Source organism: Shewanella sp. 10N.286.52.E4, from assembly GCF_041468785.1.
GTDB classification, from domain to species: domain Bacteria; phylum Pseudomonadota; class Gammaproteobacteria; order Enterobacterales; family Shewanellaceae; genus Shewanella; species Shewanella electrodiphila.
This window is the reverse complement of record NZ_JBFRJJ010000004.1, coordinates 14624-28317: the sequence shown is the minus strand read 5'-3', so window position 1 is coordinate 28317 and position 13694 is coordinate 14624. Positions and strand designations below refer to the sequence as shown.

Below are 13694 nucleotides of genomic sequence, written 5' to 3'. Positions count from 1 at the left end.
GCTTAGGTGTACTATGTGTTGCCTGTAGAACATTCGTTAGTAACTTGATGCTTTATTATTGATATCAGATATACGCTAATCTTGTTTTAACTAGAAAACGATGAAACATTGTACTGATATCGGTTTTTTAAGTAAGAATTTGTAAAATGATTAATAATAATTTGACATAGATTACTGAACATTCAAGATGATTCTTTTGTAATAATGTAGAGCGCATCTGCAATAACCAGTTTATTGAACTTTTAAGCTGGTTTGTTAGTACTGGTAGCAATTAGGTACCAATAAGGAAGTTAATTATGGTCTCAGTTCGAGAAGCACATTTTAATTCAGCCGATTTCAATATCGACGAATGGGTGACTCGTTATATTGATAATGCCGAGGAAGCCCAAATGTTGCTGGATCTTATTAAACAGTTAGATGCGCTGCCAACTCCTTCACCTGATGTACATCGCGGTTTATTAGATCGTGCTCGCGAAATGGTCGAAATCCTTGCGCCTTTAAACATGGACATCGAAACGCTCCAAGCCTCTTTGTTATTCATCGTTCATGATGAAGGCATTTTGTCGATTGAAGATATTGAAGAAAAATTCGGTAAAAATTTAAGTAAGCTTGTCGCCAGTGTGGTGACAATGGAAGCGATTGGGGCATTAAAAGTCAGCCAAGATTCTCGTACTGCAGAGCCGCAAATAGACAATATCCGAAAAATGCTTTTGGCAATGGTAGAGGATGTTCGTGCTGTAGTGATAAAACTTGCTGAGCGTTTGCGTTTACTTCGAGAAATTAAAAATGTCGATGAAGAAACACGTGTGCTTGTAGCCCGTGAAGTCGCAGACATTTATGCGCCATTGGCAAACCGATTGGGTATAGGTCAACTTAAATGGGAGTTAGAAGATATCTCATTTCGCTATCTTCACCCCGTTGTCTATAAAGATATTGCGAAACAACTCGACGGTAAGCGTGTAGACAGAGAAGTATTTGTCGATAAATTTGTGACCCAGTTACAAGAGCGATTAGATGCTGATCAGATCCGCGCTAAGGTCTATGGCCGTCCAAAGCATATCTACAGTATCTGGCGCAAAATGAAAGGCAAAGATCTTAAGTTCGATGAACTGTTTGATGTACGTGCAGTGCGTATTGTCACCGACCGACTTCAGGATTGTTATGGCGCATTAGGTGTCGTTCATACGCTTTGGCATCATATTCCACGTGAATTTGATGACTATGTGGCTAATCCTAAACCCAATGGTTACCAGTCAATTCATACCGTCGTCGTAGGCCCTGAAGGTAAAACGGTCGAAATCCAAATCCGTACAGAAGCCATGCACCAAGATGCTGAACTTGGCGTTGCAGCGCACTGGAAGTATAAAGAAGGCACTGCTGGTGGTAAGCAAAGTGGCTATGAAGAGAAAATTAACTGGCTACGTAAAATTTTACTCTGGCAAGAAGATGTTGCTGAAACCGGTAATTTGGTCGAAGAAGTACGTAGTCAGGTTTTTGAGGACCGAGCATATGTTTTTACCCCTAATGGCGAAGTGGTTGATTTACCGCTAGGGTCAACGGTGCTTGATTTTGCTTATTATATTCATTCACATGTGGGGCATAAGTGCATTGGCGCTAAAGTGGATGGTCGTATCGTGCCGTTTACTTATCAAGTCGAAACGGGTGAACGCATTGAAATTATTACCTCAAAGCATCCTAATCCCAAACGTGATTGGTTAAACCCTAATTTAGGCTACATTAAGTCGTCGCGTTCTCGCTCTAAAATCCAACATTGGTTCAAGCAACAAGATCGCGATAAAAATATGGTTGCAGGTAAAGAATTACTTGAAGCTGAATTGACGCGAGTATCGTTAAAGATCAAAGATGCTCAAGTCGCGGTAGAACGATTTAACATGAACAACATGGACGACATGTTAGCAGCGATTGGCGGTGGCGATTTACGTCTTAATCAAGTGGTTAACTTTATTGAAACCAGCTTGCGTAAAGAGCCAAATTCAGAACAAGAAATTGTTGAAGAAATCATTAAACGCTCGCATACCAGAGCGCCTCGTAAAGGTAAGGGGCAAGTTGAAGTGAATGGTGTGGGTAATCTACTCAGCCATATTGCCAGCTGTTGTAAACCGGTTCCTGGTGATGAAATCTTCGGCTATATAACAATGGGACGCGGCGTGTCGGTTCACCGCAGTGATTGCGCACAAGTGAAAGAGTTAATGCGCGCTCATCCAGAAAGAAGTGTTGAAGTGGTGTGGGGCGAGAATTATTCTGGTGGTTATCGGATTAAAGTGCAAGTCAGTGCCCATGACAGAAGCGGTTTATTGCGTGATGTGACTACCGTGTTGGCAGCAGAAAAGTCGAATGTGATGGCGATGAGCTCTACATCTGATGAAAAGAATCAAACTGCAGCGGTAGATCTGGAGCTTGAACTTTATAATCTCGATGGCTTGTCCCGTATATTAGTTAAGCTTGGCCAAATTGAAGGCGTAATAGAAGCAAGACGTCTATAAAGATTAAAGCTTGTAATAAGCTCGTTGTTAATTGAGGTGGTAAATCATTAGGTTTACCACCTTTTTGTTTAATCCTGCTCATTAATTGGATACTTCCCCATGCCAAAAGGCCAATCGAAAACTGACAATATTATCCAACCGCTTTTAACCATCATGGAAAAGCTGCGTGATCCTGAAACTGGTTGCCCATGGGACAAGCAGCAAAACTTTAAGACGATAGTGCCTTTTACTCTAGAAGAAGCATATGAAGTTGCAGATGCAATCGAACAAGCTGACTTTGACTCCTTACCTGATGAATTAGGCGACTTGTTATTCCAAGTGGTGTTTTATTGTCAGTTAGCGAAAGAGCAGGGCATGTTTGACTTTTCAACCGTGGTCGAGAAGATTTGTGACAAGCTGACGAGGCGTCACCCTCATGTGTTTCTTACTGATAATACAGATTCTGCTCTTGTAAGTGCTGAAAAGGTTAAACAATCTTGGGATGCGATAAAGCAGTCTGAGCGAGAGCAAAAACAGCAGTTTTCATTATTGTCTGATATTCCTGTCACTTTACCCGCAATGAACCGCGCAATTAAGATTCAAAAAAGGGTCGCCAAGGTCGGGTTTGATTGGCCTGATTTAGCGCCTGTGGTGGCGAAAGTGCACGAAGAAATAGATGAGGTGATGGAAGAAGCAAAGCACCTTAATACTGAGCCAGAAAAGTACCACGAGCGAGTGGTTGATGAAATGGGCGACTTGTTATTTGCCGTTGCAAACATGGCAAGGCATTTAGGCGTAGAGCCAGAACAAGCCTTAAGACAAGCTAATCAAAAATTTGAACGACGTTTTCGAGGCGTAGAAGCGTGTGCCGAGCAAAGTGGTAAATCAATCAATGAACATTCTTTAGAAGAGCTAGATGCTTACTGGGATAAGGTTAAACAGCAGGAAAAAGCAAAATAACTTTTGCAAAGTAAAGTTAATGCTAGTGGTGACTTCAGTGTTAGTTGGTTTAATCGCATTGTAGCGATAACTGCGGTTATGTTAATAAGCTAAAAATCGCATTGAATGAAGCTGTTGGCTAATTAAACGTTATTAACGCAATTTTATGAGTTTATTGTTTGTTGTTATCAGGCTAATTTGGTAGAATGTCGCCCCGTCCTAGTGCTTTCTTACAAGCACGTATTTTTCAAACTCACATTCTCAGGTTCAGCATGACTACAAGGTATATCTTCGTAACTGGTGGCGTTGTTTCATCACTAGGTAAAGGCATTGCAGCAGCATCTCTAGCAGCAATTTTAGAGGCGCGTGGCCTCAATGTAACCATTATGAAACTGGACCCATACATTAACGTTGATCCAGGAACCATGAGTCCAACTCAGCATGGTGAAGTTTTCGTTACTGAAGACGGTGCTGAAACTGATTTAGATTTAGGCCATTACGAACGTTTTATTCGCACCAAAATGAATCGTCGTAATAACTTCACTACAGGCCGAATTTATGAGCAAGTGCTTCGTAAAGAACGTCGTGGTGACTATTTAGGCGCAACTATTCAGGTCATCCCGCATATTACTAATGCGATTAAAGAAAAAGTGCTTGAAGGTGGTGAAGGCCATGATGTTGCTATCGTAGAAATCGGTGGCACAGTGGGTGATATTGAATCACTACCTTTCCTAGAGTCTATTCGTCAATTAAGTGCTGAGCTAGGACGTGATCGCACTTTATTCATGCATTTAACCTTAGTGCCATTCTTGGGCGCTGCGGGTGAAATTAAAACCAAGCCAACACAGCACTCTGTAAAAGAGTTACGCTCAATTGGTATCGCACCAGACGTTTTAGTTTGTCGTGGTGACCGCGCAATTCCTGCAAACGAAAAAGCGAAAATCTCGTTATTCTGTAATGTAGAAGAAAAAGCGGTTATTTCATTAAAAGATGTAGACAGTATCTACAAGATCCCAGCTTTACTTCGCTCACAAGGCCTTGATGAATTAGTGATCAAGCGTTTTGGCATTGATTGTAAAGAAGCTGATTTATCAGAATGGGAAAATGTTATTTACCAAGAAGCTAACCCAACTGGTGAAATCACCATTGGTATGGTGGGTAAATACATTGAATTACCTGATGCATATAAGTCAGTTAATGAAGCATTAAAACATGCAGGTCTAAAAAACCGCGTTACAGTAAACATTCAATATGTAGACTCACAAACTGTTGAAGCCAAAGGTGCAGAAGTCTTAACTGGCTTAGACGGCATTTTGGTTCCTGGTGGTTTCGGTGAGCGTGGCGTTGAAGGTAAGATTTTTGCGGCTCAGTACGCACGTGAAAACAACATTCCTTACTTCGGTATTTGTTTAGGTATGCAAGTTGCGCTTATCGAGTTTGCTCGTCATGTTGCTAAACTTGAAGATGCCCATTCTACTGAGTTTAACTCTAAAACTGAGCACCCAGTGATTGGTTTGATAACTGAGTGGATCAATGAAGAAGGTAATGTTGAAACTCGCCATGAAGAGTCTGACTTAGGCGGCACAATGCGTTTAGGTGCCCAGCTATGTCATTTAGCTGAAGGCACAAAAGCTGCTGCAGCTTATAACTCGAATACCTGTGTTGAGCGTCATCGTCACCGTTTTGAAGTGAACAACAACTACGTTGAGCGTTTAGAGAAAGCGGGACTGATATTCAGTGGTTTATCATCTGATCGCAAGCTAGTCGAAATGATTGAGTTACCAAACCACCCTTGGTTTGTTGCTGGTCAATTCCACCCAGAGTTCACCTCAACACCACGTGATGGTCATCCTTTATTTGAAGGCTTTGTAGCAGCAGCTGCAGCGCATCAAAAAGGTGAAGCAAGCTAAATAACGAAAGCCATTGATGACTCCATCAATGGCTTTTTTTTCATGGCAGATTCCAACTTGGTACTTTGATAGTTGAAGCATCAAGATAATAGGTCTATGCTATGCATCGAATTGACAGTTAATTACCAAACTGAAAGTGAAATACCAATAATCAATCTTCAATATTAAGAATGTTGCTGATTAATGGTATTGATTTTCTATTTTAATTTTATCTTACATTTATCGAGGAAGTTATGGCTAACATTATTAATGTCATTGGTCGCGAAATCATGGATTCACGCGGTAACCCAACGGTTGAAGCTGAAGTGCATCTTGCAGATGGTTCTATCGGTATGGCTGCAGCACCATCAGGTGCATCTACTGGTTCTCGTGAAGCGTTAGAATTACGTGATGGCGATAAAGCGCGTTACTTAGGTAAAGGTGTATTAAAAGCGGTTGAAGCCGTTAATGGCCCAATCGCAGAAGCGCTAAAAGGTAAAGATGCATTGGCTCAAGCTGAACTTGACCAAATCATGATTGACCTAGATGGCACTGAAAACAAAGCTAAGTTTGGCGCAAACGCTATCTTAGCAGTATCTTTAGCTGCAGCTAAAGCAGCAGCAATTTCAAAGAAAGTTCCTTTATACGCACATATTGCTGACTTAAACGGCACTCCAGGTGTTTACTCTATGCCATTACCTATGATGAATATCATCAATGGTGGTGAGCATGCTGATAACAGCGTAGATATCCAAGAATTTATGATTCAACCGGTTGGCGCAGCTAACTTCCGCGAAGGTTTACGTATGGGTGCAGAAGTATTCCATAGTTTAGCGAAAGTACTTAAAGCTGATGGTCACTCTACAGCTGTGGGTGATGAAGGTGGTTTCGCACCAAACCTTCCATCAAATGCATCTGCTTTAGCTGCAATTAAAGTGGCTGTTGCTAATGCTGGCTACGAGCTAGGCAAAGACATCACCTTAGCGATGGATTGTGCTGCATCAGAGTTCTTTGATAAAGAAGCCAATATCTACGATCTTAAAGGTGAAGGTAAGAAATTCACTTCAGAAGAGTTTAACTACTTCTTACAAGATTTGACGAAAGAATACCCAATCGTTTCTATTGAAGACGGTCTAGATGAGTCAGATTGGGAAGGTTTTGCACATCAAACTAAATTGATGGGTGACAAAATCCAATTGGTTGGTGACGATTTATTCGTAACAAACACTAAGATTTTAAAACGTGGTATCGATAACGGTATTGCTAACTCAATCTTAATTAAATTCAACCAAATCGGTTCACTGACTGAAACTTTAGCAGCAATCAAAATGGCTAAAGATGCAGGTTTCACTGTTGTCATTTCTCACCGTAGTGGTGAAACTGAAGACGCAACCATTGCTGATTTAGCTGTTGGTACTGCTGCAGGTCAAATCAAAACGGGTTCTTTAAGCCGTAGTGACCGTGTTGCTAAGTACAACCAATTACTTCGTATCGAAGAAGCATTAGGTGAAAAAGCACCTTACAACGGTCTTAAAGAAGTGAAAGGCCAAGCTTAATCTTTACTAAATCTTAAAAAGGCCACCACTAGGTGGCCTTTTTTGTTGTACTATAGCGTTACTATTACTAATAATTATCGCTGATAACCGATTTATGAAACGACTTTTACTATTACTGATTATCTTAGTAGGCTTGTTGCAGTATCGACTTTGGTTAGGCGAGAACAATCTTTCCCAGTATATGAATCTGCAAAAGCAGATTGCCAGTCAGCAAGAAAGCAACGATAAACTCATCGCCCGTAACCAAGTGCTTAAAGCCGAAATTATCGATCTAAAAAGTGGCACCGAAGCCATTGAAGAGCGTGCTCGTAACGAGCTGGGTATGGTCAAAGAAGGTGAGACTTTTTATCGCGTTGTTGGAAATAACCCTCGTAATAATTCAACTTTCGGTCAGTAATTTATATGAATTCTGCAAAGCAATCAGTTGTAGCAATTGTACCTGCTGCAGGTATTGGCGCCAGAATGGGCGCATCTATTCCCAAACAATATTTAATGCTCGGTGAACAAACTATTTTAGCCCACACGTTAGACAGTTTAATTTCGCATCCAAATATCAGTAAAGTCATTGTAGCACTGCATCCCGAAGACGAGTTTTTTGCCAACCTTAGCCAAGCTAATCATGCGAAAGTCATGACCGTGATTGGTGGTAATGAACGTGCTGATTCTGTTCTTGCAGCCTTAAACGAACTAAGCGTTAATCAAGTAAATGCAACGGGTGATACATGGGCGTTAGTGCATGACGCAGCAAGACCTTGCCTGACTCAAACTGATATCGATAAGCTTCTACAGTCTCGCGATCATCACCCTCAAGGTGCAATATTGGCCATGCCAGTTCGAGATACGATGAAAAGAAGTATCGTTGCTAAAGAGGCCAACTCAGCTCAAGTTGCAGAAACTGTGTGTCGAGACAACCTATGGCATGCCTTAACACCACAGTTATTTCCTTGTCAGCAACTTAAGAACAACCTAGCTGCAGCACTTGAGCAAGGTGTACAAATCACTGATGAAGCCAGTGCTATGGAGTGGGCGGGTGTAAATCCTGGGTTAGTATCAGGTAGAGCTGATAATATAAAGGTTACACATCCTGACGATTTACAATTGGCAAAGTTGTTTTTAGCCAACATTCAGTCGGTTTGAATAGGCAGAGTTAATTAATAATAGTTAATTCATAAAAATATTGTGCAATAACAGTCATATAATAAACGGTAATCTAAGATAATGAATATTCGAATTGGCCATGGGTTTGACGTACATAAGTTTGGTGGTGATAAGCCCCTGATTCTTGGCGGCGTTACAGTTCCGTATGAGACAGGCTTAATAGCCCACTCTGATGGTGATGTTGTTTTGCACGCTATTTCAGATGCGATTCTCGGTGCCATGGCAATGGGGGATATTGGTAAGCATTTCCCTGATACCGATGCGGAATTTGCAGGAGCTGATAGCCGTGTATTACTAAGGCATTGTTTTAATCTAGCCAAACAGAAACAGTTTGTTATTGGTAATCTCGACGTCACTATTATTGCCCAAGCACCGAAAATGTTACCGCATATTCAAGCGATAAGAATGTGTTTAGCAGAAGATTTAGAAACCGATATTGAAAATATTAACGTTAAAGCCACGACTACAGAAAAGTTAGGATTTACAGGCCGTAAAGAAGGCATAGCGGTTGAGTCTGTCGTCTTAATGAATAAACTGGTATAAACCTGCCCGTTAAGATTTACCTTTTAAACTTTTATCTGTGTAAGTTAGCCATTTGCTTGATGAGTTAGCCGCTTACTATAAATTGATTTCATACTTTGAGAATAAAACATGAGTTCGTTACATTACCTTTTTGATAAACCCACCTGCACTGCAGATTTACGCACTTTTAATAGTGATTTTATCGTGAAGGAAATGCTGCCTTTTAGCCCAACAGGCGAAGGTGAGCATCATATGATCCATGTTCGCAAAGAAGGCCTGAATACAAATCAGGTCGCTGAAATTCTAGCAAAGTTTGCCAAAGTGCATCAAAAAGAAGTGACTTATGCAGGTCAAAAAGACAGAAATGCAGTGACTGAGCAGTGGTTTGGTGTGCGCATACCAGGTAAAGAAACCCCAGATTGGCAATCATTATCAACGCCTGTTGATGAAGTTTCTGTTGGGAATGTCAATGATGAAACTCATCAGAATCAAACTCGATTGACGATTCTGTCTAGTCAGCGACACAGTAAAAAATTACGCATCGGTGCATTATTAGGTAATCGCTTTGAGCTGACATTACGTAACGTGTCAGATAAAGATGCACTTGAAAAGCGCATTCAACAAGTCATGGAAACTGGCGTTCCTAATTACTTTGGTGAACAACGTTTTGGCCATCAAGGTAAAAACTTAATCTTTGGTCAACAAATGCTGGCTGGTAAAAAAGTGAAGGATCGCAAAAAGCGTAGTATCTATTTATCGGCTGTAAGATCGAATGTATTTAATCAGGTAGTTTCTTATCGATTACACCATCACAGTGTTGCGCCCCTTACGGGAGATTGCGTTATGCTTTCAGGTAGTAAAAGCTTTTTTGTGGCTGAAAAGTGGGACCCAGCTACGTTAAAGCGTTTGTCTGATAATGATATTCAATTATCTGCGCCATTGTGGGGACGAGGCTCGGTACTTCCACAAGCTGATGCAGCGTTAGTAGAACAAACTGCATTAGCAGAGCTAACCCAAGATTTAACCGGTCTTGAACAAGCAGGTCTAGAACAGGAACGCCGCCCATTATTGCTTAAGCCACAAGCAATGAAGTATCGATTTGAACAGGACAGTTTAGTTATCGAATTTATTTTACCTGCAGGAAGTTACGCGACATCCGTTCTTCGCGAGTTACTGGATTATCAAGATGTGCAAGAAGTGCAACGTCAACAGATGGTTGCTGAGCAAAATGCACTGATACAGCAACAAAAACTTGCCGAAGCTACAGCAACGAACCAAGAGTCTAACTCGTGATTAATATACTTGTCAGTAATGATGATGGTGTAACAGCACCAGGGATTAAAGCGTTAGCTGAAGAATTAGCCCAAATTGCTAATATTACGGTTGTCGCACCTGATCGTAATTGTTCAGCCGCAAGTAATTCTTTGACCTTGACTAATCCATTAAGAATTAATAACTTAGAGAATGGTTATATTGCAGTTAATGGAACGCCATCTGATTGTGTTCATTTAGCGATTAGAGAGCTGTGCGAAATTGAGCCTGATATTGTTGTTTCAGGCATTAATGCTGGCGCTAACATGGGTGATGATACCCTTTATTCTGGCACTGTTGCCGCAGCAACTGAAGGTCGTTTCTTGGGGTTACCTGCTATTGCAGTCTCCCTTGTGGGTAAAGAACTTATCCATTATCGAAGCGCCGCAATATATGCCGCTAAAATTGTCCAAGGACTACTTGAACACCCGATTGATAGCGATCAGATTTTGAATGTAAATGTTCCTGACTTACCTTTAGAGCAAATAAAGGGCATGAAAGTCACTCGTTTAGGTTCAAGACATAAAGCTGAAGGAATGATCAAAGCCCAAGATCCTGCTGGGCGTGATATCTATTGGCTTGGCCCGCCAGGAAAAGAACAAGATGCGAGCGCAGATACTGACTTTGGTACAGTTGAACAAGGTTACGTGTCCATTACGCCGCTAACCGTCGATTTAACTGCATATAACCAGCTTGCTGGTTTAGAGAACTGGATAAACAAATTATGAGTCAGGTAGCCTCAACTGTAGCTATCAATTTAGCGAGAAAACTGCATGAAGCAGGCATCAGCAATAGCGCTGTATTAGAAGCTGTATCTAATACACCAAGAGAGTTGTTTTTAGATGGTGCTCTTGCCCATAAAGCTTATGAGAATACAGCACTTCCAATTGGCCAAGGGCAAACGATATCTCAGCCATATATAGTCGCGCGAATGACCGAATTACTCCTGCAACATAATCCCGTTAAAGTGTTGGAAATTGGTACGGGTTCTGGTTATCAAGCGGCTATCTTAGCCCAACTTGTACCGCAGCTATGTACAATTGAACGGATCAAAGCACTGCAAATCCAGGCGAGGCAAAGATTAAAGCGCTTAGACTTACATAACGTATCGTTTAAATACGGTGATGGTTGGAAGGGCTGGCAAAATAAAGCGCCATTTGACGCGATTATGGTTACTGCTGCGGCGGCATCAGTACCTGAGGCTTTATTAACCCAGTTATCTGAAGGCGGTGTGTTAGTGATACCAGTAGGTGAGGATTCACAGCAGCTATTAAAAATAACCCGTCAAAATAATGAGTTTAACTCGCAAATCATTGAAGCTGTTAAATTTGTGCCATTAATTAATGGTGAACTTGCTTAATTAGGGTGATATTTCCCATCTTAGCTGGAGAGAGTGATTGAAGTATCACAATTGGTTGTATGTCTTTTTATTCGTGAGTTTTTTATCAGGCTGTAGCTTTCAAGCTCATACACCTGCGCCTGTGCAAAGCATTTCCTCCTCAGCAGGCCCTAAATATAATAAAGGCTCAATTACTTCTGGAAGCTATAAAGTCAAACGAGGTGATACTCTTTACTCTATCTCATGGGGAGCGGGTAAAGATTTTAGTGATATTGCGGCTTATAATAAGCTCAAAGCGCCATATACCATCTACCCTGGTCAGACCTTAAAACTCTACAAGCCTACAACAGTTAAATCCACATCTAAATCGGTTGCTGTAGCGAACGCCAAACCCAAGCCAGTAAAGAAAACTGTGCCAAAACAAACCACAGTAACAAAACAAGCTAATGCCACAGCTAATAAAAACAGTACAAAAAAAGAGCTTGATCACAAAGCGAAGCCTGCGTATTCTGTAAAAACTACCCCAGAAAAGACGGTTCAAGTAGCGAAAAATCCTGTTTCAGGCTTACCTGATAAAGTAAGTAAGTGGAACTGGCCGAATAAAGGCAAGATAATAGGGTATTTCTCTACAACGCAGCAGGGCAACCAAGGTATTAAGGTTGCAGGTACACGTGGCGATATCATTAAAGCCGCTGCTGATGGAAGAGTTGTTTATGCTGGTAATGCGCTTCGTGGTTATGGCAATTTGGTGATTATCAAACATAACGATGATTTTTTAAGTGCATATGCTCATGCAGATTCAATATTGGTCAAAGAAAAGCAATATGTAAATGCCGGACAGACAGTTGCGAAAATGGGTAGTACAGGGGCCAACCAGGTGATGCTTCATTTTGAGATACGTCTCCATGGTAAGTCAGTAAACCCATTAAACTATTTACCTAAACGTTAACTGTTTAGTTCACATTAAAACGGAGGATAGGCAAGTGCACTAGTTACTTAAATTTACCAGGTTTGGGAGAGCACCATATGAGCCAAAAAAACAACGCTGCAGTCGCAGTAGAGCTTATGGATTTAGCCACACAACCACAAGAGGTTGCGCCGAAGGCAGGAAAAGCCAAAGAAGGGCAGCAATCCGATATTGATCAACAAGTTCAAGATGATTTGCAAAAGAATCTTGACGCCACTCAGCTATATCTAGGTGAGATCGGTTTTTCCCCTTTGCTTAGTGCAGAAGAAGAAGTCTTCTTTTCACGTAAAGCACTCAAAGGCTGCGAGAAGTCTCGTAACCGCATGATAGAAAGTAATTTACGCTTGGTTGTCAAAATTGCCAGAAGGTATAACAACCGAGGCTTAGCGTTACTTGATCTTATTGAAGAAGGTAATCTTGGGCTTATTCGCGCGGTCGAAAAATTTGACCCAGAGCGAGGATTCCGTTTTTCAACTTATGCGACTTGGTGGATTAGACAAACCATCGAAAGAGCTATCATGAATCAAACCCGCACCATTCGTTTACCTATTCATGTCGTTAAAGAGCTTAATGTGTACTTACGTACCGCAAGACAGCTAGCTCAAAAACTTGATCATGAGCCAACGGCAGAAGAAATTGCTGACACTTTAGATGTCTCTACCAGCGATGTAAGCCGCATGTTAAAGCTGAACGAAAAAATTACCTCAGTAGATACACCGTTAGGTGGCGATAATGACAAAGCCTTACTTGATGTTATTGCTGATGATGATTCAGTTGGGCCAGATTATAAAGTACAAGATGAAGATTTATCTCATTCAATTGTAGGATGGTTAAACGAGCTAAATACTAAACAAAGAGAAGTATTAGCGAGACGTTTTGGATTACTGGGTTATGAACCTTCTACGCTAGAAAATGTGGGTGCTGAAATTGGCTTAACGCGTGAACGTGTGCGTCAAATTCAAGTTGAAGCATTAAAAAGATTGAAAGACGTATTAGGGGCTCAAGGCTTGTCAGTAGAAGCATTATTTAGAAGCTAGTGCTCTGAAATATAGAGAAATAAGGGCATTAATGCCCTTTTTTATTGCCTGAATGTTCAGAAATTGGAGGTTTAAGATGAAAAGTAAAATTATTCTATTATTAATTCCATTGAGCTTATTAATTATTACAGCTTGTCAAAGTACTCGCGATAGTATGGTCGAGCAAGGTTACCCTTTAGCTTATGCCGATGGTTTTCAGGATGGTTGTGATAGCGGAAATAAAGCTGGGGGAAGTTTATTTGATCAATTTAAAAAGGATGTAACCCGTTTTAATAGTGAAACAGATTATGCTCAAGGTTGGTCTGATGGATTTCGTCAATGTGAAACTGAGCAAGAATCGATACAGCGTCAGGTAAGAATGAGCATTGAGCAACAAAATTTACAGCAGCAGAAAAAGACTAATGAGCTAGCTGAGCAACACGCGTTAGAGAGAGAAGTTATGAAAGGTGTTGATACGAGTGGATTAAAATCACTTGAAAACTAATATTTAAAG

General features: G+C 41.0%; 13 protein-coding genes. All 13 read left to right on the top strand.

From position 1 onward, the window contains the following. The first annotated feature begins 296 nt into the window (after positions 1–296). The 13 genes from relA to AB4153_RS01510 all read left to right on the top strand — a co-directional run bounded on the left by relA (position 297) and on the right by AB4153_RS01510 (position 13685). Entirely contained in the window at positions 297–2504 is a 2208-nt protein-coding gene (gene relA, locus AB4153_RS01570) for a GTP diphosphokinase (RefSeq protein WP_371996139.1), read from the top strand. A 99-nt stretch (positions 2505–2603) separates the two neighbouring features. Then, the gene (gene mazG / locus AB4153_RS01565) at positions 2604–3443 is read left to right on the top strand and encodes a nucleoside triphosphate pyrophosphohydrolase (protein ID WP_371996138.1); all 840 of its coding nucleotides are present in this window, start codon (positions 2604–2606) and stop codon (positions 3441–3443) included. 251 nt (positions 3444–3694) lie between these two features. Then, positions 3695–5332: a CTP synthase gene (locus AB4153_RS01560; RefSeq protein ID WP_102526952.1), complete on the top strand. Its 1638-nt coding sequence runs from the start codon at positions 3695–3697 to the stop codon at positions 5330–5332. Positions 5333–5565: 233 nt separating this feature from the next. After that, entirely contained in the window at positions 5566–6867 is a 1302-nt protein-coding gene (gene eno / locus AB4153_RS01555) for a phosphopyruvate hydratase (protein ID WP_102526953.1), read from the top strand. Positions 6868–6961: 94 nt separating this feature from the next. Further along, the gene (gene ftsB, locus AB4153_RS01550; protein ID WP_102526954.1) at positions 6962–7264 is read left to right on the top strand and encodes a cell division protein FtsB; all 303 of its coding nucleotides are present in this window, start codon (positions 6962–6964) and stop codon (positions 7262–7264) included. Positions 7265–7269: 5 nt separating this feature from the next. Then, a complete protein-coding gene (gene ispD / locus AB4153_RS01545) occupies positions 7270–8004 on the top strand; it encodes a 2-C-methyl-D-erythritol 4-phosphate cytidylyltransferase (RefSeq protein ID WP_248954950.1) in 735 nt (244 codons plus the stop codon). A gap of 81 nt (positions 8005–8085) precedes the next feature. Next, entirely contained in the window at positions 8086–8568 is a 483-nt protein-coding gene (ispF, locus tag AB4153_RS01540) for a 2-C-methyl-D-erythritol 2,4-cyclodiphosphate synthase (RefSeq protein ID WP_102526956.1), read from the top strand. A 108-nt stretch (positions 8569–8676) separates the two neighbouring features. Further along, on the top strand, positions 8677–9840 hold the full coding sequence (gene truD, locus AB4153_RS01535; protein WP_371996136.1) for a tRNA pseudouridine(13) synthase TruD: 1164 nt from the start codon (positions 8677–8679) through the stop codon (positions 9838–9840). Further along, the gene (gene surE / locus AB4153_RS01530; protein WP_229368915.1) at positions 9837–10586 is read left to right on the top strand and encodes a 5'/3'-nucleotidase SurE; all 750 of its coding nucleotides are present in this window, start codon (positions 9837–9839) and stop codon (positions 10584–10586) included. Before truD ends, surE begins: the two co-directional genes overlap by 4 nt. Beyond that, on the top strand, positions 10583–11218 hold the full coding sequence (locus AB4153_RS01525; RefSeq protein WP_102526959.1) for a protein-L-isoaspartate(D-aspartate) O-methyltransferase: 636 nt from the start codon (positions 10583–10585) through the stop codon (positions 11216–11218). Before surE ends, AB4153_RS01525 begins: the two co-directional genes overlap by 4 nt. Positions 11219–11255: 37 nt before the next feature. Continuing rightward, positions 11256–12146, top strand: coding sequence for a peptidoglycan DD-metalloendopeptidase family protein (locus tag AB4153_RS01520; protein ID WP_371996134.1), 891 nt, complete (start codon positions 11256–11258; stop codon positions 12144–12146). A gap of 77 nt (positions 12147–12223) precedes the next feature. Continuing rightward, positions 12224–13201, top strand: a complete 978-nt coding sequence (gene rpoS / locus AB4153_RS01515; RefSeq protein WP_102526961.1) for an RNA polymerase sigma factor RpoS — start codon at positions 12224–12226, stop codon at positions 13199–13201. 76 nt (positions 13202–13277) lie between these two features. After that, positions 13278–13685 carry a hypothetical protein gene (locus tag AB4153_RS01510; protein WP_248954954.1) on the top strand — a complete coding sequence of 136 codons (408 nt, stop codon included), beginning with the start codon at positions 13278–13280 and terminating at the stop codon, positions 13683–13685. The last annotated feature ends 9 nt before the right edge of the window (positions 13686–13694 follow it).

Coding starts and splice junctions, on each gene's coding strand:
- relA (WP_371996139.1), top strand. CDS start 297: ATGGTCTCAGTTCGAGAAGCACATTTTAATTCAGCCGATTTCAATATC.
- mazG (WP_371996138.1), top strand. CDS start 2,604: ATGCCAAAAGGCCAATCGAAAACTGACAATATTATCCAACCGCTTTTA.
- AB4153_RS01560 (WP_102526952.1), top strand. CDS start 3,695: ATGACTACAAGGTATATCTTCGTAACTGGTGGCGTTGTTTCATCACTA.
- eno (WP_102526953.1), top strand. CDS start 5,566: ATGGCTAACATTATTAATGTCATTGGTCGCGAAATCATGGATTCACGC.
- ftsB (WP_102526954.1), top strand. CDS start 6,962: ATGAAACGACTTTTACTATTACTGATTATCTTAGTAGGCTTGTTGCAG.
- ispD (WP_248954950.1), top strand. CDS start 7,270: ATGAATTCTGCAAAGCAATCAGTTGTAGCAATTGTACCTGCTGCAGGT.
- ispF (WP_102526956.1), top strand. CDS start 8,086: ATGAATATTCGAATTGGCCATGGGTTTGACGTACATAAGTTTGGTGGT.
- truD (WP_371996136.1), top strand. CDS start 8,677: ATGAGTTCGTTACATTACCTTTTTGATAAACCCACCTGCACTGCAGAT.
- AB4153_RS01525 (WP_102526959.1), top strand. CDS start 10,583: ATGAGTCAGGTAGCCTCAACTGTAGCTATCAATTTAGCGAGAAAACTG.
- rpoS (WP_102526961.1), top strand. CDS start 12,224: ATGAGCCAAAAAAACAACGCTGCAGTCGCAGTAGAGCTTATGGATTTA.
- AB4153_RS01510 (WP_248954954.1), top strand. CDS start 13,278: ATGAAAAGTAAAATTATTCTATTATTAATTCCATTGAGCTTATTAATT.